Annotated in this window: 20 protein-coding genes, 1 tRNA gene and 1 rRNA gene; 13 read left to right on the plus strand and 9 right to left on the minus strand. The window is 32.6% G+C overall.

The window, feature by feature from the left end:
• Positions 1–143: 143 nt before the first annotated feature.
• A 5S ribosomal RNA gene (rrf, locus tag BN2665_RS03785) occupies positions 144–260 on the plus strand.
• A gap of 5 nt (positions 261–265) precedes the next feature.
• Positions 266–341: transfer RNA gene (locus BN2665_RS03790), tRNA-Lys, on the plus strand.
• A gap of 102 nt (positions 342–443) precedes the next feature.
• Here the strand turns inward: BN2665_RS03790 and BN2665_RS03795 are convergent.
• A complete protein-coding gene (locus BN2665_RS03795; RefSeq protein ID WP_055665792.1) occupies positions 444–1,199 on the minus strand; it encodes a helix-turn-helix domain-containing protein in 756 nt (251 codons plus the stop codon).
• A gap of 190 nt (positions 1,200–1,389) precedes the next feature.
• On the opposite strand from BN2665_RS03795, the gene BN2665_RS03800 reads away from it, so the two are divergent.
• The 4 genes from BN2665_RS03800 to BN2665_RS03815 are packed head-to-tail and all read left to right on the plus strand — an operon-like array spanning position 1,390 to position 5,014.
• A complete protein-coding gene (locus BN2665_RS03800) occupies positions 1,390–2,343 on the plus strand; it encodes an ABC transporter permease (protein ID WP_055665793.1) in 954 nt (317 codons plus the stop codon).
• Positions 2,333–3,283, plus strand: a complete 951-nt coding sequence (locus tag BN2665_RS03805; RefSeq protein ID WP_055665794.1) for an iron chelate uptake ABC transporter family permease subunit — start codon at positions 2,333–2,335, stop codon at positions 3,281–3,283. Before BN2665_RS03800 ends, BN2665_RS03805 begins: the two co-directional genes overlap by 11 nt.
• Positions 3,280–4,035, plus strand: coding sequence for an iron ABC transporter ATP-binding protein (locus BN2665_RS03810; protein WP_055665795.1), 756 nt, complete (start codon positions 3,280–3,282; stop codon positions 4,033–4,035). Before BN2665_RS03805 ends, BN2665_RS03810 begins: the two co-directional genes overlap by 4 nt.
• A 31-nt stretch (positions 4,036–4,066) precedes the next feature.
• Positions 4,067–5,014, plus strand: a complete 948-nt coding sequence (locus tag BN2665_RS03815) for a siderophore ABC transporter substrate-binding protein (RefSeq protein ID WP_055665796.1) — start codon at positions 4,067–4,069, stop codon at positions 5,012–5,014.
• A 59-nt stretch (positions 5,015–5,073) separates the two neighbouring features.
• Here the strand turns inward: BN2665_RS03815 and BN2665_RS03820 are convergent, their stop codons facing one another.
• Positions 5,074–6,837 carry a sensor histidine kinase gene (locus tag BN2665_RS03820; protein ID WP_055665797.1) on the minus strand — a complete coding sequence of 588 codons (1,764 nt, stop codon included), beginning with the start codon at positions 6,835–6,837 and terminating at the stop codon, positions 5,074–5,076.
• 447 nt (positions 6,838–7,284) lie between these two features.
• On the opposite strand from BN2665_RS03820, the gene kdpF reads away from it, so the two are divergent.
• Genes kdpF through BN2665_RS03835 form a run of 4 tightly spaced genes read left to right on the plus strand, consistent with a single transcriptional unit; the run spans position 7,285 to position 11,788 of the window.
• Positions 7,285–7,371: a K(+)-transporting ATPase subunit F gene (gene kdpF / locus BN2665_RS27855; RefSeq protein ID WP_074042218.1), complete on the plus strand. Its 87-nt coding sequence runs from the start codon at positions 7,285–7,287 to the stop codon at positions 7,369–7,371.
• A 17-nt stretch (positions 7,372–7,388) separates the two neighbouring features.
• On the plus strand, positions 7,389–9,059 hold the full coding sequence (kdpA, locus tag BN2665_RS03825) for a potassium-transporting ATPase subunit KdpA (RefSeq protein ID WP_055665798.1): 1,671 nt from the start codon (positions 7,389–7,391) through the stop codon (positions 9,057–9,059).
• A 21-nt stretch (positions 9,060–9,080) separates the two neighbouring features.
• Positions 9,081–11,141, plus strand: a complete 2,061-nt coding sequence (gene kdpB, locus BN2665_RS03830) for a potassium-transporting ATPase subunit KdpB (RefSeq protein WP_055665799.1) — start codon at positions 9,081–9,083, stop codon at positions 11,139–11,141.
• Between the two features lie 17 nt (positions 11,142–11,158).
• The gene (locus BN2665_RS03835) at positions 11,159–11,788 is read left to right on the plus strand and encodes a K(+)-transporting ATPase subunit C (RefSeq protein WP_055665800.1); all 630 of its coding nucleotides are present in this window, start codon (positions 11,159–11,161) and stop codon (positions 11,786–11,788) included.
• A gap of 71 nt (positions 11,789–11,859) precedes the next feature.
• Here the strand turns inward: BN2665_RS03835 and BN2665_RS03840 are convergent, their stop codons facing one another.
• Positions 11,860–13,014, minus strand: a complete 1,155-nt coding sequence (locus BN2665_RS03840) for a universal stress protein (RefSeq protein WP_055665801.1) — start codon at positions 13,012–13,014, stop codon at positions 11,860–11,862.
• A gap of 349 nt (positions 13,015–13,363) precedes the next feature.
• On the opposite strand from BN2665_RS03840, the gene BN2665_RS03845 reads away from it, so the two are divergent.
• Positions 13,364–14,338: a patatin-like phospholipase family protein gene (locus tag BN2665_RS03845; protein WP_055665802.1), complete on the plus strand. Its 975-nt coding sequence runs from the start codon at positions 13,364–13,366 to the stop codon at positions 14,336–14,338.
• A gap of 42 nt (positions 14,339–14,380) precedes the next feature.
• Here BN2665_RS03845 and BN2665_RS03850 read toward each other — a convergent pair whose 3' ends face one another.
• Positions 14,381–15,646 carry an MFS transporter gene (locus BN2665_RS03850; protein ID WP_055665803.1) on the minus strand — a complete coding sequence of 422 codons (1,266 nt, stop codon included), beginning with the start codon at positions 15,644–15,646 and terminating at the stop codon, positions 14,381–14,383.
• Between the two features lie 703 nt (positions 15,647–16,349).
• On the opposite strand from BN2665_RS03850, the gene BN2665_RS03855 reads away from it, so the two are divergent.
• Positions 16,350–17,519 (plus strand): bis-aminopropyl spermidine synthase family protein, encoded by a 1,170-nt coding sequence (locus BN2665_RS03855; protein WP_055665804.1) that lies wholly within the window; start codon positions 16,350–16,352, stop codon positions 17,517–17,519.
• A 103-nt stretch (positions 17,520–17,622) separates the two neighbouring features.
• On the opposite strand, the gene BN2665_RS03860 is transcribed toward BN2665_RS03855, so the two are convergent.
• Together BN2665_RS03860 and BN2665_RS03865 are read right to left on the minus strand one after the other, a co-directional pair.
• Complete coding sequence (locus tag BN2665_RS03860; protein ID WP_055665805.1) at positions 17,623–17,883, minus strand: hypothetical protein; 261 nt, start codon at positions 17,881–17,883, stop codon at positions 17,623–17,625.
• A gap of 24 nt (positions 17,884–17,907) precedes the next feature.
• Positions 17,908–18,468 (minus strand): hypothetical protein, encoded by a 561-nt coding sequence (locus BN2665_RS03865; protein WP_055665806.1) that lies wholly within the window; start codon positions 18,466–18,468, stop codon positions 17,908–17,910.
• Positions 18,469–18,675: 207 nt separating this feature from the next.
• Here BN2665_RS03865 and BN2665_RS03870 point away from each other — a divergent pair, with 207 nt between their 5' ends.
• A complete protein-coding gene (locus tag BN2665_RS03870; RefSeq protein WP_055665807.1) occupies positions 18,676–19,329 on the plus strand; it encodes an HAD family hydrolase in 654 nt (217 codons plus the stop codon).
• A 102-nt stretch (positions 19,330–19,431) separates the two neighbouring features.
• Here BN2665_RS03870 and hydF read toward each other — a convergent pair whose 3' ends face one another.
• The 3 genes from hydF to BN2665_RS03885 all read right to left on the minus strand — a co-directional run bounded on the left by hydF (position 19,432) and on the right by BN2665_RS03885 (position 22,431).
• Positions 19,432–20,628, minus strand: coding sequence for a [FeFe] hydrogenase H-cluster maturation GTPase HydF (gene hydF / locus BN2665_RS03875; protein WP_055665808.1), 1,197 nt, complete (start codon positions 20,626–20,628; stop codon positions 19,432–19,434).
• Positions 20,629–20,713: 85 nt separating this feature from the next.
• Entirely contained in the window at positions 20,714–22,126 is a 1,413-nt protein-coding gene (hydG, locus tag BN2665_RS03880; protein ID WP_423229844.1) for a [FeFe] hydrogenase H-cluster radical SAM maturase HydG, read from the minus strand.
• A 59-nt stretch (positions 22,127–22,185) separates the two neighbouring features.
• Positions 22,186–22,431 (minus strand): TM1266 family iron-only hydrogenase system putative regulator, encoded by a 246-nt coding sequence (locus BN2665_RS03885; protein ID WP_055665810.1) that lies wholly within the window; start codon positions 22,429–22,431, stop codon positions 22,186–22,188.
• Positions 22,432–22,701: the final 270 nt, after the last annotated feature.

The raw sequence follows: 22,701 nt of genomic DNA on the forward strand, positions 1-22,701 counted from the left end.
AAGGTTGATAGGTCAGGGGTGTAAGCATGGTAACATGTTCAGCTGACTGATACTAATAGATCGAGGGCTTGATCAATATACACGAATCCAATTCTATGTGCAATTTTGAAAGAACATGTTTCTTTCAGAACTAAATAAGAAAATCTGGTGATTATGGCGTAAGGGTAACACTCGTTCCCATACCGAACACGCAAGTTAAGCCTTACCGCGCCGATGGTACTGCAAGGGAGACTTTGTGGAAGAGTAGGTCGTCGCCAGGTTACGTGGTTCACTAGCTCAGTCGGTAGAGCACATGACTTTTAATCATGGTGTCCGGGGTTCGATTCCCCGGTGAGCCACCAAACCCACTCATAAGAGTGGGTTTTTTACTTTTTAAAGCTAAGGTATATTAAAAATAACTAGACAAATTTCTTGTCTGCGTAGCTAGTTATTTTTTATTATATTTAAATGCTTTCATTAATATTATTTCTAAATTCAAAGGGCGTAATATTGTTAAGCTTTTTAAACAAAATAGTATAATAGTTTTGATTATTAAAGCCTACAGAAAGGGCTATATCTAATATAGAAGAATTTTGCTCTAATAATAGATGTTTACTCTTTTCAATTCTAAGTTCATTTAAAAATTGAGAAAAGGTCTTTCCGGTTTCTTTTTTAAATATAGAACAAAAATAGCATCGATTAATATTAAGATAATTAGAAAGCTGACATAATGTTATTGGTTTGGTATAGTTATTATTAATATAATCTATAGCTTTTTTTACATAGTAACTATAAGGGGTTATACTTATAGTTTTTTTGTGCTTAAGGATGATATCTTTTCTGATACTATATAAAAGTGACACTAAGTGAGGAATACAAAAGCTAGGTTTATATGAAATTTCAAGAGTGCTGCATTTATTGGAGGAATAAGGACCTATTATAAATATTCCTTCCATAATACGGCTTGGACAAATGTTACAAACTATATAATTAATATCACTTAAGCTGGCTACGGTTACGAAAATAGAGTTATCATCCTTTGCAGTCAAAGCCTTTTCTGCCTTTTCATATACATTACTTTTATTAAATAACTCATCTAACTTATCGTTATATCCTCCTGAATATATAATATTGCCATTAGCTTTAAAAGCTTTTACGGGCATATGAGTACATAAGAAAAAATTATCAATAGTTTCATATACATGATTTTTAATTAACATATTTTAAACCGCCTTTTGTAAAAATACCTAAACATAGTTATAAAAAAATAAACATATTTAAGAGTAAATACTAAAATAATGTTAAAATTAATTGAAAATGAAATTCATAATTAATTACTATATGTGATAATTATATCAATACCATAAGGAGGTGTCAAATTCTGGGTAAAAATACTAGTAAGGAGGTTCTATGAAAAAGCGATATTTATTTTTAATACTACTATTTTTATCAATGGTTTCAATTTTTATTGGAGTAAAGGATATAAGCCTCTTAGATGTATTAAGCCTTAATGAAGAGAAAATACAAATAATATATATCAGCAGATTGCCTCGTTTAATTAGCATTATTGTAGCTGGAATTAGTATGAGTATAAGTGGGTTAATCATGCAGCAGATAAGCAGAAATAAATTTGTATCTCCTACCACAGCGGCAACTATAGATTGCGCTAAATTAGGTATTCTTGTTTCATTATTGATATTTCCTTCTGCAAGATCTATTGAAAAGATGATAATATCTTTTATATTTTCCTTATCAGGAACTTTTTTATTTATGACTATATTAAGAAAGGTAAAATATAAAAATGTGATTTTTATACCTCTCATAGGCATAATGCTTGGGAATATTATTGATTCCATAGCCACCTTTTTTGCCTATAGGTACAATCTGGTTCAGAATGTATCTGCATGGCTCCAAGGTAATTTTTCTATGGTTATTAAGGGAAGATATGAGCTCTTATATTTTAGTATACCCCTTGTAGTAGTGGCTTTTTTATATGCAAGTAAATTCACAGTGGCAGGTATGGGCGAAGATTTTGCATCTAACTTAGGATTAAATTACCATAAGATAGTTAATATAGGGATTGTTATTGTTTCTTTAGTGTCGTCGGTTGTAGTAATTACAGTAGGCAAAATACCTTTCCTAGGAATTATAATCCCTAATATAGTTAGCCTTTATGAAGGAGATAATATGAAAAAGAGCATTGGACATACTGCTTTATTAGGTGCAGTATTTCTTTTATGCTGTGACATATTAGGACGATTGCTTATATATCCCTATGAAATTCCCATTGGACTAACTGTAGGTATATTAGGAAGTATTATATTCCTTTACTTACTATTTAGGAGGGGTGTATATGAGCATTAGAAAGAAAATAGTTTATGCTGTAGTTTTATCAGGCATACTTATAGCACTATTTTTATGTATAGGTGTAAATGCAAACAATTGGGAATATGTTCTTTCTAGGCGTATTCCAAGAGTAATTGCCATTATTATAACTGGAGGAGCCATAGCTTTCTCTTCAATGATATTTCAGACTGTGACCAATAATCGTATACTGACACCAAGTGTATTAGGATTAGATTCCTTATATGTATTTATACAAACCTTTGTAGTGTTTCTATTTGGAGCTAAGAACCTAACAGTGGCAAATAATAATGTAAATTTTATTATATCTGTGAGTTTGATGATAGTGTTCTCCATGGCTTTATATAAAGTGATGTTTAAACTGGGTAATAGTAATATTTTGTTTTTATTACTAGTGGGTTTGATTTTCGGTACTCTATTTCAAAGCCTATCTTCTTTTATGCAGCTATTAATAGATCCAAATGAATTTGCTGTTATACAGGATAGGATGTTTGCTAGCTTTAATAGTATTAATCTCAAGATTTTATTGATGTCTGTTGTTATAGTAATTTTAGTGATTGGATATACCTATGGGTACGTAAAGATTTTAGACGCTTTATCCTTGGGAAGAGAACAAGCTATAAATTTAGGGGTAGAATATGATAGAGTTGTAAAAAAGATGCTAATAGTTATATCCATACTTGTTTCTGTATCCACGGCTTTAGTGGGCCCCATAACCTTTTTAGGATTATTGGTAGTAAATCTTTCTAGAGAGTTTTTAAACACATATAAGCATAAGTATCTGCTGACCTACTCTATATTAATTAGCATAGTGGCTTTGGTGGGAGGGCAGCTAGTTATAGAAAGAGTTATGAATTTTAACACACCATTAAGCGTTGTTATAAACTTTGTTGGTGGAGTTTATTTCATATATCTGCTGTTAAAGGAGAGCAAGGCATGATAGTAGTAAAAAATCTAACAAAGAAATATGGAAATAAAAATGTGGTAGATAATATAAGTGTAAAAATACCAAAAGGAAAAATTACTTCTTTTATTGGACCTAATGGAGCAGGCAAAAGTACTTTATTATCCGTGATAAGTCGTCTTATTAAAAGGGACAATGGAAAGGTATTCATAGAGGGTAAGGAGCTTGAGAAGTGGAGTAATACTGATTTAGCTAAGAAATTGTCTATATTAAAGCAATCTAATCATATAAATATAAGATTAACTATAAGAGAATTAGTTAGCTTTGGAAGGTTTCCTTATTCACAAGGAAATCTAAATAGCGAGGATTGGAGCTACGTAGATAAGGCCATAGCTTATATGAAGCTTGAGGAAATACAGTATAAATATCTCGATCAACTCAGCGGTGGACAAAGACAAAGGGCTTATATAGCCATGCTGATAGCTCAAGACACAGAATATATTCTCCTAGATGAACCTTTGAATAATTTAGATATGAAGCATTCCGTGCAAATTATGAAGATTTTAAGAAAATTAGTGGAAGATCTTAGGAAAACCGTTGTTTTAGTTGTCCATGATATTAATTTTGCCTCCTGCTATTCTGATTATATCGTAGCTTTGAAAGATGGAGTTATAGCCAAAGAAGGTGATATTAATGACATTATTGATAAGACTGTGTTAGATGAAATCTATGATATGGATTTTAGGATAGAGGATATAGAAAACAATAAGATATGCATTTACTTTTAATAATGAAATTTAAAAATTATGAGGTGGAAAAATGAAAAAAAGATTAGGTTTAATAGTATCAATATTAATAATAGCCATGTTAGCTTTTGCTGGTTGTGCAAAAGAAGAAAGCAAAACTACTGCTAAAAATAATGAAAGTATTACAGTGAACATTAAGCATGAATTAGGTGAAGCTACAGTAAAGAAGAATCCTAAGAATGTAGTAGTTTTCGATTACGGAGTATTGGATTCTCTAGATAAAATGGGAATAGAGGTAGCCGCGCTACCAAAATCTAATATTCCTGCTTATCTTGAAAAATTTAAAGATGATAAATATAAAGATGCAGGAACACTACAAGAGCCTAATTTTGAAAAAATAAGTGAGCTTAAACCAGAATTGATTATCATTTCAGCAAGACAAGCAAAATTATATGAGGAATTTAAAAAGATTGCGCCTACAGTATACCTTGCTATAGCTGATAAGGACTATATGGGTTCCTTTAAAGGAAATATGAACATATTAGGTGAGATTTTCGATAAGAAAGAATTTGTAGAAAAAGAACTTAAGAACATTGAGAATAGTATTAAGGATTTAAATACAAAGGCTGCTGTCAATGGTAAAAAAGCTTTAATAGTTATGGTTAGCGAAGGTTCCATCAGTGCCTATGGTGAGGGATCAAGATTCGGTGTTATGCACAAGGAGTTTGGGGTTACCCCAGTAGACAAGTCGCTGCAAAACGCTACCCACGGTCAAAATATTTCCTTTGAATATATAGCAGAAAAGAATCCAGACTACTTATTTGTTATAGATAGAGGGGCTATAGTAAAGGGCGGTAAAACCTCTGCTAAACAAACCTTGGATAATGCTTTGATTAAGACTACTTCAGCTCATAAAAATAATAAAATAGTATACCTTGATTCGCAGATTTGGTACGTATCTATAGGAGGCTTTACGGGAACTAACACTATGATAAATGAGGTTCAAGAAGCTCTTAAATAAATTTACTTTAAAATATATATGAGAGCTGGATAAAGGATTATTCAGCTCTCTAGTTATAATTACTCTTTTCCTTGACTAATTGGTACAGAGAAAGTAAAGGAATTAGTAAATTTTTCGTAAAAGATATCTCCGTTTTGAAGCTTTATAATTTTTTTAGATAAACTAAGGGATAAACCTGAAGCTCTAAACTCAAAATCTCTTCCTTGTAATTGAGAAAACTCTCCGAAGATATCATTGAAATAGTTATTTTCTATATTTATACCTGTGCTTTTAATTGATATGAATACTTTTTCCAAATCTTTGTAAGCGCTGATACAAAATTCATCTCCGGCTTTTGCAAATTTAAGATGTACGTCCAATAAATTATGAATAACCCATTCTAATTTTTCTTCATCTCCAATTATTTTAGGCAAATCTTCATCGGCTTCATAATATAAGTTTATCTCCCTACTGTTTAGTTTATCATAATCTCTAATAGAGTTTTCTATTATACCTATTATTGAGCATTCCTTTAAGCATAGTCTAGATTTTTCATACTCGATTTTAGACATATGAAGCATGTTGGTAATTAATTCAGAAAGACTTTCAATGTCTTCTTCCATATTGTTTAAAGTATTCATACCAGGTTTTGTAATAATTCCTGCGGAAGAATCCTTTAATAATGATATTCCAATAAGCATAGAGGTTAAAGGAGTTTTTATTTCATGAGAAATGGTGGATATAAATTGTGACTTTAAGCCTTCGGCCTGTTTGATAGGAGTTATGTCTTGGAACGTGAGGATAAAATACTTCTCATCTAAAGTCATTAGGCTCTTATGTGGTATAAAATAGTGATTATTTTTATTAAGAGTAGTTTTCATAATATTATCTGCTGAGTCATCTTTTTTTAAAGAACTGTCTATAATTGATGATAGATCAATATCCTTATCTTGGTTCAGAATAAAAATATTCTTAAAAGCTTGATTATAAAGAAGTATAGTTTTATTTTTATTTATAATGCATAGAGGATCTTTAATGCTTTCTATGATAGCTAAAAACCTGTCTTTTTCCTTGGTAAGCTTGCCATAAGAGCTCTCTTCATAGGTTCTTATTCTTGACAGCATTTCATTAAATTCCTTTGCAATGATGCCCATTTCATTGTTCCAATTGCTTTGAAACTCTACATCAAAATTTCCTTCTTTAATAGAGGCTATATTTGTTATCAATGAATTTACAGGAGCAAGAAATTTCTTTAGCATATAGGAACATATTAAAAAGCCTCCTAAAATTATAATTATGGAAAAGATTAATATTATAACAGAAGAATTTGATAGGGTTTTATATAGGGAAGATTTACTTTCGAACATACTAGCCTCATTAGAGATTATCAAATAATCTAAGTTTTTATCCAGGGAATAAAAAGCCTTTTGTACATTATCATTAAAATATTTAGAAGATTCATTTTGTCCATATTTATTTCTTATAATTTCTATCTGCATTAAATAATTTACATACGCTTTATAATCCCTATTTAGATTCTCTGCTATATCCTTATCATCAATGTTATTAGTCCCACCATAAAAACCTTCAGTATATTCATTGATAGCATCAGATATATTAAAATTCTTATCAGAATGTGAATATAAGAATACCTTTCGATTTAGATCTTCTAATTTAAACTTTAATTCTGAGATCCTACTTATATTGTGGTAGTTATTATTCATAAATTTATTTAAGCCGTTGTTGATTCTCCATAGATTTAATATAGAAAAACTGCTAACTAATATTAATATAAGAAGTAGTATAAGGTAAATAAATTTTATTCTTGAACTTAATGTTTTCATGCAAAATTCACCTATATTATATATTTTAATCTTAGGCATCTCCAAAAAAATAACTAGTCAGTCTACTCGTCTATTTTGCGTAATACTGCGTCCACAGAACCCACTAATAGCCCCACTATTAATGGAACCTGTGTCCTTGTCTTACGCAAAATATACTTCGCATCTTTGACTAGTTATTTTTTTTACGATGCCTTATATATAGTATAGATTGCTATAAAAAAAGCTTCAATGTACTATACCCATACTAAAAATAGAAAAACCCTTAAATAAGTATGGACAAGATAGATATTTTGTTTACATAGCTTCTAACAAGGCTGATAACTTTAAAATGGCTTTTAAAAGCCATTTTATTTTTTCCATGTTTCAGGACTATAATTTAGATATTCCTTAGGAATCTTTTTATGACTCAGTGATGTGAAAAGTAAATCAATAATTAATTTATGAGGAGTGAGAATTTTGATTTTTCTTTTGCTTTTAATTTTATTAATGTTTATATATTTATTTTATGCGCTTTTCAATCCAGAAAAGTTTTAATAAGGGAGGTATAAATTATGGGAATCATTCAAATAGCCTTGGTACTAGTGATCTTCGTTACCTTATCGATTTTTGTTGGAAGATACTTGTACAAGGTAATGGCTATGGAGAAAACAAAGGGAGATTTTATATTTGATAAAATAGATAATTTTATATATAAAATTACAGGAATAAAAAATGAGGAAATGGGATGGAAGAAGTACGCATTAAGCATAATAGCTTCTAATGTTTTTATGTGCTTAGTGGTGTATATTATTTTGAAAACTCAAAAATTCCATTTCTTAAATCCAAATGGCATAGGGAATATGTCGTCAGACTTATCCTTTAATACTGCCATAAGTTTTATAACTAATACAAATTTGCAGCATTATGCTGGGGAATCAGGACTTTCATATTTAAGCCAGATGATAGCCATAACCTTTTTAATGTTTACTTCTGCGGCTACAGGCTTTTGCGCGGCCATAGCCTTTATTAGAGGAATATGCGGAAAAAAGAATTTTGGGAACTTTTTCGTGGATTTTGTGAGGATTACTACCAGAGTATTGATACCATTTTCAGCGGTAATAACCTTGCTTTTAGTATGGCAAGGAGTTCCTCAAACCCTAAGGCCTAATGAAACTGTTACTACCATAGAAAATAAGCTTCAAGATATAGCTCTAGGGCCTGTAGCCTCTTTAGAAGCTATAAAGCACTTAGGTACCAATGGAGGAGGTTTTTTTGGAGCTAATGCATCACATCCTTTTGAGAATCCAACTCCAATAACTAATGTGATAGAAATGCTAGCTATGATGCTTATACCAGGGGCTTTGGTTTATGCCTTTGGATTATATTTAAAAAATAAGAAGCAGGGCTGGGCTATATATGCAGCCATGTCTATATTATTCCTTATAGCCTTAGGAGTATGTTATAGGGCTGAATTAATAGGAAATCCGGCCTTGGCTAATATAGGATTAAGCCAATCCATGGGAAATATGGAGGGGAAGGAAATACGCTTTGGCATAGCTCAATCCTCATTATTTACTACAGTAACTACAGCTTTTACCACAGGTTCAGTAAATAATATGCATGATTCTCTTACTCCATTAGGCGGACTGGTTCCCCTATGGAACATGATGCTTAACGTGGTCTTTGGAGGAAAAGGCGTAGGCTTTATGGGCATGATGATGTATGCCATAATCACTGTATTTATTTGTGGACTTATGGTGGGAAGAACTCCAGAGTTTTTAGGTAAAAAGATAGAGGGAAAAGAGATAAAGCTTGTAGCACTAGCTATACTCATACACCCTATATTAATTCTTATACCTTCTGCTATAGCAGTGGTAACAAAAAGTGGACTTGCGGGAATAACTAATAGTGGCTTCCATGGATTAACTCAGGTGGTTTATGAATATGCATCTAGCGCTGCTAATAATGGTTCAGGCTTTGAAGGGTTAGCAGATAATACTATATTTTGGAACACCTCTACGGGGTTGGTAATGCTCTTTGGTAGATATTTATCTATAGTTATATTATTAGCTGTAGCGGGTTCTTTAGCAGCTAAGAGAACTGTGCCAGAAACCATGGCTACCTTTAGAACGGATAATAAGACCTTTGTATTAATACTTATATTTATAGTATTGATCATAGGGGCTCTTACCTTCTTACCTGCTTTAGTTCTTGGACCTATAGCAGAGCATTTAACCCTATAGCAGTAGAAAGGAAGTTATTTTATGAATAGAGGAGAAAAATCTAAATTTGTAACCAAAGAAATATTTTTAACTTCTATAAAAGAGGCTTTTATAAAGTTAAATCCAAAATATATGATTAAAAATCCTGTGATGTTTGTAGTGGAAATAGGATTCTTTATAACCCTTCTGCTTAGCATCGTTCCAAATTTATTTGGAGAAGTAGATGCTTCTATAAGAGGCTATAATATAGTAGTTACTGTTGTATTATTCGTCACTGTGCTATTTGCAAATTTTGCAGAAGCTGTGGCTGAGGGAAGAGGAAAGGCTCAGGCAGAAAGCATGAAAAAAACCAGGAAGGATACTAAGGCAAAGGTTACAGGAGTTGATGGAAGTATAACTATAGTAAGTTCTTCAGAGGTAAAAAAGGGAGATATAGTTCTTGTAGAAACAGGAGACATCATTCCTAATGATGGTATTGTAATAGAAGGAATAGCTTCTGTAGATGAATCTGCTATCACTGGAGAATCTGCTCCGGTGATGAAAGAAGCAGGTGGAGATTTTAACTCCGTTACTGGGGGAACTAGAGTAGTAAGTGACTCTCTTAAAATTGAAATAACCGCCGTACCTGGGGAATCTTTCCTAGATAAGATGATAAGCCTAGTAGAAGGGGCAAAGAGGCAAAAAACTCCAAATGAAATTGCCCTTAACACTCTTCTTGTGAGCTTAACTATAATATTTTTGGTGGTAATTGTATCCCTATATCCTATGGCCATATATACAAAGATAGATATACCCGTATCTACTTTGATAGCCCTATTGGTATGCTTAATACCTACTACCATAGGTGGATTATTATCGGCTATAGGCATAGCTGGAATGGATAGAGTAACTAGATTTAATGTAATTGCCATGTCTGGAAAAGCTGTAGAGGCTTGTGGTGATGTAGATACAATGATATTAGATAAAACAGGAACTATAACCTTTGGTAATAGAATGGCTTCAGAATTTATACCAGTGGAAAAACACTCTAAAGAGGAGATTACAAAGTACGCTTATATATCCTCCTTAAAGGATGAAACTCCTGAAGGACGTTCAGTGATACAATTAGCAGAAAAGCAAGGCCTGGAAAAACTAGACATGAAAGAATATGAAGAAGCTGAATTCATAGCTTTTACAGCTCAAACAAGAATGAGTGGTATAAATCTCAAAAATGGCAGGACTATAAGAAAAGGAGCTAATGAAGCTGTTAAAGTCTTTGTTAAAGAGCTTGGAGGAGATATACCAGAGGATTTAGAGGGAATAGTTACTAGAATTTCAAAGCTTGGTGGTACTCCTTTAGTTGTAGCTATGGATAAAGAGATTTATGGAGTAATATACCTAAAGGATACTGTGAAGCCTGGCCTTCCTGAAAGGTTTGAAAGACTAAGAAAGATGGGCATAAAAACTATAATGTGTACAGGAGACAACCCACTTACGGCAGAAACTATAGCAAAGGAAGCTGGAGTGGATGAGTTTATACCAGAGTGTAAACCAGAGGATAAAATAGATGTTATTAAAAGAGAACAAGGACAAGGCAAGATTGTAGCTATGACTGGGGATGGTACCAATGATGCACCTGCCCTAGCTCAGGCAGATGTGGGTATTGCTATGAATAGCGGTACTACAGCAGCAAAGGAAGCAGCTAATATGGTGGATCTAGATTCAGATCCTACTAAGATATTAGAGGTAGTGGAGATAGGTAAACAGCTTCTAATAACTAGAGGCTCCTTAACTACCTTTAGTATAGCTAACGACATAGCTAAATATTTCGCTATAATACCTGCTATGTTTTCTTTAGCTATACCACAGATGAATATTCTTAATATAATGAGGCTTTCAAGTCCAACTAGTGCTATATTATCAGCTTTGATATTTAATGCTATAATAATACCCTTGCTCATACCTATTGCCATGAAAGGCGTAGATTATAAGCCAATGAAATCAGAAAAACTCTTAATAAAGAATTTATCTATATATGGATTAGGAGGAATTATAGTTCCTTTCTTAGGAATAAAATTAATTGATTTAATCATAAGTCCTCTTTTAATATCCTTAGTAATGTAGAGAGGGGAGGAAATTTTATGAAGATATTAAAACAATCAATAATTATAAGTGTGGTAATGCTTATATTATGCGGTTTACTGTTTCCTCTAGCTATGACAGGCATAAGCCAATTAGTATTCAATAAGCAAGCTAATGGAAGCATGATAGAAGTAAAAGGGAAAAAAGTAGGTTCTGAGCTTATAGGTCAAAGCTTCACAGACGCTAGATTCTTTAGAGGAAGGGTTTCAGCTGTAAACTATAATACCTATACAGAAGAGGATAAAAAGCCAGATAAGGATGGAAAGGTTAATTATGCTGGAGTAGTTTCTGGCTCACAGAACCTAGCCCCTTCTAGTGAGGTATTAAAGGAGAGAGTAGCTAAGGACATTGATGAGTTTTTAAAAGCTAATCCTACTGTTAAGAAGGAGGATATCCCAGGTGACTTGCTTACTAGCAGTGGATCAGGGCTAGACCCTCATATAAGTTTAGATAGTGCCAAGGTTCAAATGGCCTCTGTTTCAAAGGCTAGTGGTATAGGCATGGAAGAGCTTAACTCCATGATAGAAAAAGCAAAAGACGGAAGGGATATAGGAGTTTTTGGAGAAGAGAGAGTAAATGTGCTTAAGTTAAATTTACAAATAGCAAATAAATTAGGTTTGTTAAATTAATAGATTAGGCAAAGTTTGCTGTCAGGTAAACAACAGTAAGCTTTGCCTTTTAATTTTACATTAAGAATGCTTTAGTTAGGAATCACATGAATTTCAATATTTTTTGCCTGTTTTAAGAGCTTATACACTGTAGAACCTCTGGTAATAGTTTCAAAGTTAGAACGATTGCTATGGCCTATGATAATTTGAGTTATATGCTTTTCTAAAGCAAAATTTACTAAGGCCTTGGAAATACTTTTTCCTTTTAAGGTTACTATTTCGGCACCTAAATTCTTAGCTAAGGATTTATGCTTTTCAAGCATTTCCTTGTCTTTATCTGTAAGCCTAGCTGCAAAGAAGTGAGTACATATAACTTCTACCACAATCCATTGGCATTTATATTTTTTAGCTATTCTTGCACCCCTTCTTATGAGCTTTCTAGAGGATTCATTGGAGCTTATACAAACCATTACTCTTTCGGCAGTGTACCAGTTTTCTTTTATACCATGTTCTTTCATGTATTCTTCTAGGTCTTCATCTACTTCTTCAGCGGTTTGTCTTAAGGTTAATTCTCTCAGTGCATTTAGATTACCTTTTCTAAAAAAGTTTTTTAAGGCTCTATCTATTTCAGTTTTATAAATGTCGCCGCGTTTTAATCTATTTTGCAAAGCTTCGGGAGTAATGTCCACCACTACCACCTCTTCAGCATCCTCTACGAGTCTATCTGGCACAGTCTCCCTTACATTTATACCAGTTATTTGTTTCATAACATCATTAAGGCTTTCTAGATGTTGTATATTTAAGGTGGTTATTACGCTTATGCCATGATCTAATATTTCTTCTACATCTTCATATCTTTTATTATGTTTTGATCCAGGCACATTAGTGTGAGCTAATTCGTCTATTAAAACTACATCTGGTTTTAACTTTATAATGGCATCTGTATCCATTTCTTCTAATAGCTTGCCATTATACTCTATCTGTTTTTTAGGAACTATATAAAGATCTTTTATCTGTTCTAAGGTGTCCTTTCTTTCGTGAGTTTCAACACAGCCTATAATCACCTTTTGATTACGAGCGGCTCTTCTATTGGCTTCATTAAGCATGGAATAGGTCTTTCCTACTCCAGGAGCATATCCAAGAAAAATTTTTAAAGAACCTTTATTTTCTTGTTGAAGCTCTTTATGAACTTTTTCCATGGCTTCCTCAGGAGTAAGTCTCTTAAACTCATCACTCAAAGTTATCATCCCTTATAAATTAAAATATATATCCTATTTTAATAATATCACATATAAAATTATATAGATATTTATGATAAGGTGCGTGTCTTTATTATAAAAGGAGATTTTAAGTGCACTTAAGTTATTATTTTAAAATAAGTAAGCATTGCTTAAGATATCTTAAAGATTCATAGAGAATAGCTAATGATTTATGTTAACATAAATTTTAACATTATTAATAGTTTGTATAAGTTTATATGCTATATTAAATATATAAGAGTTTTTGCATTATAAATTTGTAACTTATACATAGCCAATGAATATTTTGGAGGTATAAGGCAATTATTTAGATAAAGTTATTTTTGGAGTGATAAGAATGTTAAAGATAGGATTAGTGTTAGCTGGAGGGGGAGGCAAGGGAGCCTATGAAATAGGAGTTTGGAAGGCTCTCAAAGAATTAGGCATTGATAAGCATATAACTGCTGTATCTGGAACCTCTATAGGAGCGTTGAATGCTGTGCTTTTCGCACAGGGAGATTATGAAGTGGCAGAAAATATATGGCTTAATTTAACTAGAGAAAAAATTTTGCCCATAGACAATAAAGAGTTAGTGAAAAAAGGAATGATGCTTTTTATAGGAAGTAAAAGCTTGAACCTCATAAAAAAGGTATCCCCAAAGAGCCTAGAGCAAGGTGGACTATCTAGAGAAGGGCTATTAGAAATAATGGAAGAACATATTGATTTTAAAAAGCTTTTAACAGGAAGTAGGACTTGTTATGCTGCTTGCAGTGAAATTCCTGAGCTAAATGCTAGATATTTTAAACTAAATGACTATGATGAAGAGGTGGCAAAGAAAATATTATGTGCATCTTCTGCACTACCTTTACTATATGAAAGCGAAGAAATTCAGTGCAGAAAGTATATAGATGGAGGTATGGCAGACAATGTTCCAATTCAGCCCTTATATGGGGAGGGCTGCAATATAATATTTGTAGTACATTTATCTAGGGACTGTTATATAGATAAGAGCAAGTTTCCGGGAGCTAGGATAGTAGAGATTATACCTAGCGAAGAGCCGGGAGGAATAATTTCTGGAGTGTTAGATTTTTCTAAGGATGCTATTCAAAAAAGGATTTTTGAAGGTTATGAAGATGCTAAAAGCTTAATTGAACCCATAATGGATATTGCTAAGCTACAATTTCAAAGAATGCCTTTTGAGGTTATGGAATCCATAGGAAAAAATATAGCATCTAAATCTTCAGAGGTAAGAGAATACTTAATGAAGAGCTATAAAAAGAAACAAAACACTAAAAAAGATGAAATAGAGGACAGTGTGAAGGAGAATGCATAAAAAAGCGACGTTGGTCGCTTTTTTTGAATTGTGTACTGTGCATTAAATATTAATATTTGCAGAGCTTCCATGATAGGTTGAAGAGTCCTCCTCTTTTACCCTCAAGAATAGTAAGCCTCCTATTATGAAAAGAGCTACTATACTAAAAACTCCGATTCTTGAGTCTCCAGTTATTTGTGATATACCACCCATCATTAAGGGACCAAAAATTGCTGAGAATCTTCCAAAGATATTATATATGCCAAAGAATTCAGAGGATTTTTCCTTAGGAATTATCTTACCAAAGAAGGAACGGCTTAAAGCTTGTATACCTCCTTGAGCACTTCCTACTAATATGGCTAAAATCCAGTAATCCAAAGCGGTCTTTATAAAATAAGCATAGATGCATATTATAGTATAAACCACTATACCTACTAATATCATGACTTTTCCTGAGAATTTTTTTGCTAGCTTTCCGTAGAGTATGGCAAAGGGAAAAGCTACAATTTGAAGTACTAATAGTATTATCATCAAGGTATTGGAGCTTAGTCCTATGTCCATGCCATAGGCAGTAGACATTTTAATTATTGTAGATACACCATCTATATAGAAGAAGTAAGCTATTAAGAATAAGAATACGTTTCTATTTTTTTTAGCGTTTTTAAAGGTATCATATAACCTTCTGAAGCTTTCTTTTACAGGAGTCTTAGAGGGTTCTATATAATATTTTTGATCTACATGCTTTAACATGGGAAGGCTAAATACAAGCCACCATAAAGCAGTTATTATAAAGGATAATCTAGTAGCACCTATGGTGTCCATACCGATTAAGGATGGTTTGCTAATAAAAAGTATACTGATAATAAAAGGTATAGTGCTTCCTATATATCCTAGACCAAAACCATAGGAAGATACTACATCCATCCGGCTATCCTCGGTTACATCCACTAAAAAAGCATCATAAAAAATATTAGACCCAGAAAAACCGATAGCGCTAAGGGCATAAATGGCAAGGCATAGAAACCAGTTTCCTTGGCTTATAATGGAAAGTAAGCCTGTAGAGAATACTCCAATTAATAGAAAAAAAGTAAAGAGCTTTTTCTTATAGCCCTTGTAGTCTGCAATAGCTCCAAGGATGGGAGCCAGTATTGCCAGTATTGCAGTATAGATGGAATTAGAATAGCCTAGATAGGCGGTAGATAGTGAACTAGAGAGATCCTTGGCCACAACACTTTTAAAAAATACAGGAAGTATTGCAGTGGTTATAGCAATAGAATAGGCAGAGTTGGCCCAGTCTTCCATTATCCATGCTTTCTCTTGTTTTGTCATTGATAATTCCCCCTTTAACCTTAATTTGTAAAAGTAAAAGTATAAGTGCTTTTATTTAATTTTATAGTATTAATTATAACTTAATATTAAGAGAGTGTTAAATAAAATATTTTGAAAATTTAAAATATGTGAAAAATTATTTTATAGTAAAATTTATATATTGTATACTATACTTTCATATGTTATACTATGGGAGAATATCATATTAAAAAATAAAGGAAGAGTGTTGTATGAGTGAGAGTGTTCGTAACTAACTAACTAAATAGTTGATTCTTAAAAAGCTTTAAAATCTGACATTATATCAGGTTTGTTTGTTGAGCATTTTTAAGAATAAGTTAGAACACGGACAACATTCAACCTTATTATATATCTTATGGAACCGTGCCTAGGCATGGTGTTTTTATGTCCAAAATTATTATGAATATTTGATTTCGTATTTTATTAATATGAGTAGATTCGTTATTTGAAGTTTCAATGAATAATGAATCTACAGCATATATAATTAAGAAATTGGGTATTTAGAGGGTGTAAATTATAAGAGGCTGTGGTGACTTTGTGTTGCTATGGTCTTTTTGTTTTTACTAATTTATATAAGGAATTACTTTACAATTTGTCCATGTTTATAACTTATACATCTTTCATTGCTATTTAGTTGGGAATACAAGTATCTTAAAATTTAACTGTATAAGAAAGGGAGATAATAATGGATAATTGTCTACAAAAGGTAATTCAAAATATAAATATAGAGGAAGGAAAGGAAGTAATAATAAATACTTTAGTTAATATATATTTTAAGGAGGGTATTTCCACAAAGGAGCTAGCTAAGAGCAATCTTTTGCCTATACCCTTAGTAACAGCTATAAAGAAAGAGTTTATTAAAGAGAAAATTTTACTTCAAGATAGAGGTATAAGACTTACAAGCAAAGGAAAGGACTTCGTAGAAAAGGAACTAGGTTTTTATGGCTTAAATAAGGAATTATACATGAAATTATGCTTAGAGCCTTGGAAGGAACATAAAGAGATCAAGGAAGTTAGAGAAGAATTAAGTGAGATATTTATGAATCGCCCTCAAGCTGATGTTACGATAGATCAATCTAAATGCACTTTAGATACAGCTATGAAAAGAGCGGTATTATGTCTAAAAAATTCTTCATTAATAGGAAAGAGGGTTTTATGTGTAGGCGATGACGATTTAGTAAGTATAGCCTTAGGATTCTTATTAAAAAAACTTTTTACTGACATAAAATATAGCAAGACATCAATTTTGGTTTTGGATATAGATGAGCGAATAATTAATTATATAAACAATATAGCAGAAGAAAAACAGCTGCCTGTTAAAAGTGAATATGTAGATTTAAGAAAGCCTTTACCACAAAAATTTAGAGGTGAGTTTGACAGCTTTTTTACCGACCCACCTTATACTCTTCAAGGAATGAATCTGTTTCTTTCCAGAGGAATCGAAGCCTTAAAATATCAGTGTGGACTTAATGTTTTTCTTTCCTATGCGCATAAGTCTCCGGAGTTTGAGCTAGCTATGCAGAAAAATTTTGTAGCTATGGGACTTAGGGTTTCAGAAATACTGACCTCCTTTAATGCTTATGATGGAGCGGGAATTATAGGGGGAGTGGGGCAGATGATCGTTCTTAAAACCACTAATGGTAGTAAACCTTTAATAGAAGGGGATTATAATGAGTTAATCTATACGGGAGAATTGAAAGTTACAGTTAGACTTTATAAGTGTAAAAATTGTGGAGAAGTAATAAAGGTAGGAACTTCAGAGCACTTTAAAACTATAGAGGAGCTTAAGGAAAAAGGCTGTATTAAGTGTGATGGCAAGCTATTTGATTTAGATCATAAAGAAACAAAATTATAAAAAATCTTATAAATCTATAGTGTATTTTAGGTTGTAGTGATGCATAAAAACATACTTGTAATAAAGTATGTTTTTATGCAATTAGTTGAATTTTAAATTATACTTATTGTATTAAAAAAGTTTTCTTAAACATATAGACGCAATATACTATACCGGATATACATGAAATATAGATGAGAAATCCATAGCGCAAATTAGTGAAAAGCATATAGAATAACAGTGATCCAAAGGCAAAGAAGCCTGCCCCATTAAAAAATGCCTCACTATATTTTCGAGTTTTTAATGACTTTACTATAACTATTACCTTATTTATCAGCATAAATATAGCCGCTATAACTACAGTAAGATTAGTTAAAAAGCTCATTTAATCCTCTTCTTTCTAGAAAATTCAATCATTTGCTTTTATAGCCTTATAATTTCCTTTATCATATACAAATTCAGGAGTATTGTCATAGTTGCTACAGCGATATTTTAAATTTGTATCGTAGCTTGAGATATGGACTATTTTATAATCACTATCTATCTTTTTTAAATATATTTCTTCGTTAATCATTTTTTCTATTTTACTAATCTTATCTTGTAACCTAATTGAAGTAGAAATCCTATATTGCTTTTTTTCTATTGAATAGGTGAAACTAACAAATCCACCTTGAGAATTAGAATACCCAATAACATAATCATTTTTATTCTCGTTGAGCCATTTTTGGTCTGTTTCTTTAGTTTTATCATTGGAATAATCCACTGAATTTAAGCTATCATTAAATTTGCTATTCTCTAGACCTAAATAGTATTTATCAATTGTCTGTTTAGCTAAATTCATATCCTGTCGGGCTATCTTTAAAGCATTTTCCCTGATTCTTTTATTGTTAATGGAAAGAAAAAGCTTATATCCAATGAAACCAATAACTAAGAAGGAAATTACAATGTAAATAATGCGTTTATATTTCATTTCATGACTCCTTTGTTGTTACTATATTACATATTTAATTATACCATACATTTATACAAGTGTGTGGTATGTAAATAATTATAGATTTTAACAATGTTTATTTCTTGTATAGCTACATTCATAGAGTGTATAGTATACTTTTAAAGAGTAATTTTATAAAACATATAACTAGCAATGTTTAAAAAGTGTATATAAAGGAGAAAATTTATGATTAAGTGGATTATTTTTGATATTGATGGAACCCTAATTGAAACTGCGTTATCAAATATGAGGGGCCTTCAGCAGACCATGAGAGATTTGTATAAAAGAGAATATATTGATGAGGAACTGCATAGATTGATGGGTATACCAGGGGATGAAGCCTTAAGAAAAATAGGCATTAAAGAAGAGGAACTCATGGATACTTGGAGGTATTGGAGACTAAAAGTAAAGGATTATGCGCACCATAATTATGTTTTTGAAGGTGTAGAAGAAATGCTTCGAGATCTTAGCAAAGAGTATTCTCTTGCCATAGTAACTTCAAAGACTTATGAGCAGCTCCATGAAGATTTTACTAAAAGGGGCTTGCTGGACTATTTTAAGCTATGGATATGTAAAGAGGATACAGTAAGGCATAAGCCAAATCCAGAGCCTCTTTTAAAAGCTTTAGATAAGGCAGGGATAACAGCAGGAGATGCTATATATCTAGGGGATGCCGTGGTTGATTATGAGGCAGCAAAGGCAGCAGGTATAGAATTTGGACATTGTAGGTTTATGAAAATGATAGATCATATTGATTGTGAGCTTATATTTAATAATCCTAAAGAAATAGCTGAGTTTTTTCTAAATAGGGATAGTGGTGAAAGAATTAAAGCTATATAAAAAGCAAAGTCTAAGGCTAAATTTTAGTCTTAGACTCTGCTTTTTAATTTGAAAAACAATTCTAATTATGCATTGAGGACTAGAAAAGCTGCGCAGTAAGTTCTATAGTTCAGGAAACATGCTAACTACCCTATCTAGTATGTCGTTAATTTCCGCTATGGCCACACCAAAGTTAGTCATAGGAACCTTTTGTTCTTCGGCTCTTATAAGCCTTGACATAAGCTGTTTTCTTGTAAACATACAGCTGCCGCAGTGTATTACTAATTTGTATTGGGATAAATCTTCAGGGAAGTCTATACCTGACTTTACTTCTATATTTAGCTCTCCGCCTACCTTTGCATTAAGCCATAAAGGAAGTTTTTCTCTAGCTATATCTCCTTTTAAAGCATGATGGGTACATGCCTCGCCTATGAGCACTTTATCTCCAGGCCTTAGATTTTTTATAGCCCTAGCACCCTCTACAAACATTTGAAGGTTTCCCTTATATCTAGCCATAAGGATGGAGAAGGAGGTTAGAGGAACATCCTTAGGGAGAATTTCATTCACCTTTTTAAACACCTGAGAATCCGTAATAACTAGGTCTGGTTTCTTATTTAATGTACCTAAAATATCCCGAAGCTCAGTATCTTTAACGGTGAGTGCCATACAATCATTATCTAATACATCTCTAATCACCTGTACCTGTGGCAGGATTAACCTTCCCTTTGGAGCCTGTATATCTTGAGGAGCCACTAACACCACCGTAGCCTTAGGCTTTAGAAGGTCTCCTACAATGGTGGGGATCTCAAAATCTGTAGGTGCATTTTCTACTATGGCTTCCTTTAGTCCTGCTATATTGCTTCTCTTATTTGCACTTATCTTCACAAAGGGTATATCAAAGCTTTTTTTATAAATATTTAAGTCCAAATCTACAACATCAATTTTATTGATGACACCTATCATAGGTACTTTTCTGTTTTCAAGCTCTTTGTACCATTGTAATTCCATATTTAGGTTTTCATTTTCACCAGTAAAAACCAATAAGGCAAGGTCTGTTCTATCCATAACCTCTAAGGTTTTCTGTATTCTTAATTCGCCTAACTCACCCTCATCGTCCAAGCCCGCAGTATCGATTATAACCACTGGACCTAAAGGAAGCAGCTCCATGGATTTGAATACTGGGTCTGTGGTAGTACCCGGGGTGTCTGATACTAGTGATATAGATTGATTAGTAAGAGCATTTACGATGCTGGATTTTCCAGCATTTCTTTTTCCAAATACTGCAATGTGAAGTCTATTGGCTCTAGGTGTATCTAACATTTTTATACCTCCTAAGGCATCTCCAAAAAATAACTAGTCAGTCTACTCGCATCTTTGACTAGTTATTTTTTTTACGATGCCTAAATTAAAATCTTAAGTCTCTTTCACCCTTTTCAATATGTTTAAGCTTTTCCTTAGCTGCATTTCTTGCGGCTTCCTTTGGTATAGCCTTAAGCTCTTCTTCTATAAGCTTATCACCAAGAGCCCTAGCTTCTTCATCACCATAATCTAATAAATATTCTTTTAGGGTAAGTAGAGCATTAGGCTGACAGACATTTTGAATTTCTCCAATCTTAGCTAGGCGCATAAATCTGTCACCAGTTCTGCCTTCTCTATAGCAAGCGGTACAGTAGCTAGGTATATAGCCAGATTTACATAAGCTTTTTATTATTTCTATAGGAGAACGATGGTCTCCCACTTCAAACTGAGGCTTTTCATCTGAGCTTGGATTTTGAGATTCTACATATCCACCTACACCAGTGCAGGAACCAGCACTTATTTGAGAAACTCCTACGGCCATAACCTCATCTCTAAAGCTAGATTCCTCCCTAGTAGATAATATTATTCCAGTATAAGGTACAGCTAGTCTTAATATAGCCACAATTTTCTTAAAGTCATTATCATTTACTAGGTAAGGATAATTTCTTAAACTCACATTTTCTGCTGCTCTCATCCTTGGTACAGATAGAGTGTGAGGGCCTACACCGGTTTCTTTTTCTAAGTGCTCAGCGTGCATTAATAAAGCTATGGTTTCGTATTTGTAATCATATAATCCATATAAAACACCCATACCTACATCATCTATCCCTGCAGCTCTAGCTCTATGCATAGCAGTGGTGTGCCAATTATAATTATGCTTTGGTCCTTGAGGATGGAGTTTTTCATAGGTAGGTTTGTGATAGGTTTCTTGGAATAATATATAGGTACCTATATTAGCATCCTTTAGCTTTTTATAATCCTCTACAGTAGTTGCAGCTAGATTTACGTTTATTCTTCTTATGCTTCCATTATCAAATTTTATAGAGTATATGGTCTTTATGCAATCTAGCACATAGTCTAAAGGAGCATTTGCCGGGTCTTCGCCTAATTCTAAGGCTAATCTTTTATGACCTAAGGACTCCAAAACCTTAACTTCTTCCTTAAGTTCCTCCATAGTAAGTTTTCTTCTTTTAAAATCACAATTTGAATGTTTATATCCACAGTATTCGCAGTTATTTACACAGTAATTGCTCACGTAAAGAGGAGCAAAAAGCACAATTCTTCTTCCATATATTTTTTTCTTGATTTCGCTGGCTACACTATACATTTTATTTAAAACTTCTTCGTCTTCTATATTTAATAAAACGGCTGCTTCTTCATGAGTCAGCCCTGCACAGCTTTGAGCTTTTTCTAGAAGACTATTCACATAGTTTTTATCTGAGGCGAGTTCTTCCCCTTTTTTTATGCTTTCTAATATCTCTGAATCTACTATAAACTCTTCTGCTAAGTATTCTCTCATAATATTGCCACTAACTTATATGTTTTTAAAGTTAGTGCCTCCTTTCTTTAAATAGAGTTCTATTTTTTTGTAATAGCTGATTTTACATTTACTCCAGATATCTTTCCAAGTTTTCCTGTTAAGGCACTGATTTCATCAGTAGTTCCATCCACTATTAAGGAGATTACAGAAACACCTCTTTCCTTATAGGGAATTCCCATTCTTCCTACAATTATTTGAGCAAAGTTATGAAGCACTTCATTTACCTTAGGTGCATTAGCGAATTCTTCAATTACTATTCCTATTACCCCTACTCTTTTATCCATAAAACATCCTCCTAAAAACAAAAAATACCTCCAATACAAGCATTGAAGGTAGCCTCAAAAAAGTTAATTTTTCAAAAAATTAACTTTTTCATAATGCATTATATGGCCCTCTTCCTTTTGCTCAGACTATTTCTTTGCAGTTGGGTGAAGCTTTTTTAAAAAGTCCATATAACAAGAAATTCCTATTATACAGAGAAAATATATACCAAAATTTACTACATAATAATTGTTATTACATATAAATTATACTTCATACTTTGTTTAAACTCA

It is taken from the genome of Desnuesiella massiliensis (genome assembly GCF_001403615.1).
Lineage (GTDB): Bacteria > Bacillota > Clostridia > Clostridiales > Clostridiaceae > Desnuesiella > Desnuesiella massiliensis.

Excerpts from the sequence above, each read along its gene's own strand:
- BN2665_RS03795 (WP_055665792.1), bottom strand. The coding sequence starts at position 1,199 with ATGTTAATTAAAAATCATGTATATGAAACTATTGATAATTTTTTCTTA.
- BN2665_RS03800 (WP_055665793.1), top strand. The coding sequence starts at position 1,390 with ATGAAAAAGCGATATTTATTTTTAATACTACTATTTTTATCAATGGTT.
- BN2665_RS03805 (WP_055665794.1), top strand. The coding sequence starts at position 2,333 with ATGAGCATTAGAAAGAAAATAGTTTATGCTGTAGTTTTATCAGGCATA.
- BN2665_RS03810 (WP_055665795.1), top strand. The coding sequence starts at position 3,280 with ATGATAGTAGTAAAAAATCTAACAAAGAAATATGGAAATAAAAATGTG.
- BN2665_RS03815 (WP_055665796.1), top strand. The coding sequence starts at position 4,067 with ATGAAAAAAAGATTAGGTTTAATAGTATCAATATTAATAATAGCCATG.
- BN2665_RS03820 (WP_055665797.1), bottom strand. The coding sequence starts at position 6,837 with ATGAAAACATTAAGTTCAAGAATAAAATTTATTTACCTTATACTACTT.
- kdpA (WP_055665798.1), top strand. The coding sequence starts at position 7,389 with ATGGGAATCATTCAAATAGCCTTGGTACTAGTGATCTTCGTTACCTTA.
- kdpB (WP_055665799.1), top strand. The coding sequence starts at position 9,081 with ATGAATAGAGGAGAAAAATCTAAATTTGTAACCAAAGAAATATTTTTA.
- BN2665_RS03835 (WP_055665800.1), top strand. The coding sequence starts at position 11,159 with ATGAAGATATTAAAACAATCAATAATTATAAGTGTGGTAATGCTTATA.
- BN2665_RS03840 (WP_055665801.1), bottom strand. The coding sequence starts at position 13,014 with ATGATAACTTTGAGTGATGAGTTTAAGAGACTTACTCCTGAGGAAGCC.
- BN2665_RS03845 (WP_055665802.1), top strand. The coding sequence starts at position 13,364 with ATGTTAAAGATAGGATTAGTGTTAGCTGGAGGGGGAGGCAAGGGAGCC.
- BN2665_RS03850 (WP_055665803.1), bottom strand. The coding sequence starts at position 15,646 with ATGACAAAACAAGAGAAAGCATGGATAATGGAAGACTGGGCCAACTCT.
- BN2665_RS03855 (WP_055665804.1), top strand. The coding sequence starts at position 16,350 with ATGGATAATTGTCTACAAAAGGTAATTCAAAATATAAATATAGAGGAA.
- BN2665_RS03860 (WP_055665805.1), bottom strand. The coding sequence starts at position 17,883 with ATGAGCTTTTTAACTAATCTTACTGTAGTTATAGCGGCTATATTTATG.
- BN2665_RS03865 (WP_055665806.1), bottom strand. The coding sequence starts at position 18,468 with ATGAAATATAAACGCATTATTTACATTGTAATTTCCTTCTTAGTTATT.
- BN2665_RS03870 (WP_055665807.1), top strand. The coding sequence starts at position 18,676 with ATGATTAAGTGGATTATTTTTGATATTGATGGAACCCTAATTGAAACT.
- hydF (WP_055665808.1), bottom strand. The coding sequence starts at position 20,628 with ATGTTAGATACACCTAGAGCCAATAGACTTCACATTGCAGTATTTGGA.
- hydG (WP_423229844.1), bottom strand. The coding sequence starts at position 22,126 with ATGAGAGAATACTTAGCAGAAGAGTTTATAGTAGATTCAGAGATATTA.
- BN2665_RS03885 (WP_055665810.1), bottom strand. The coding sequence starts at position 22,431 with ATGGATAAAAGAGTAGGGGTAATAGGAATAGTAATTGAAGAATTCGCT.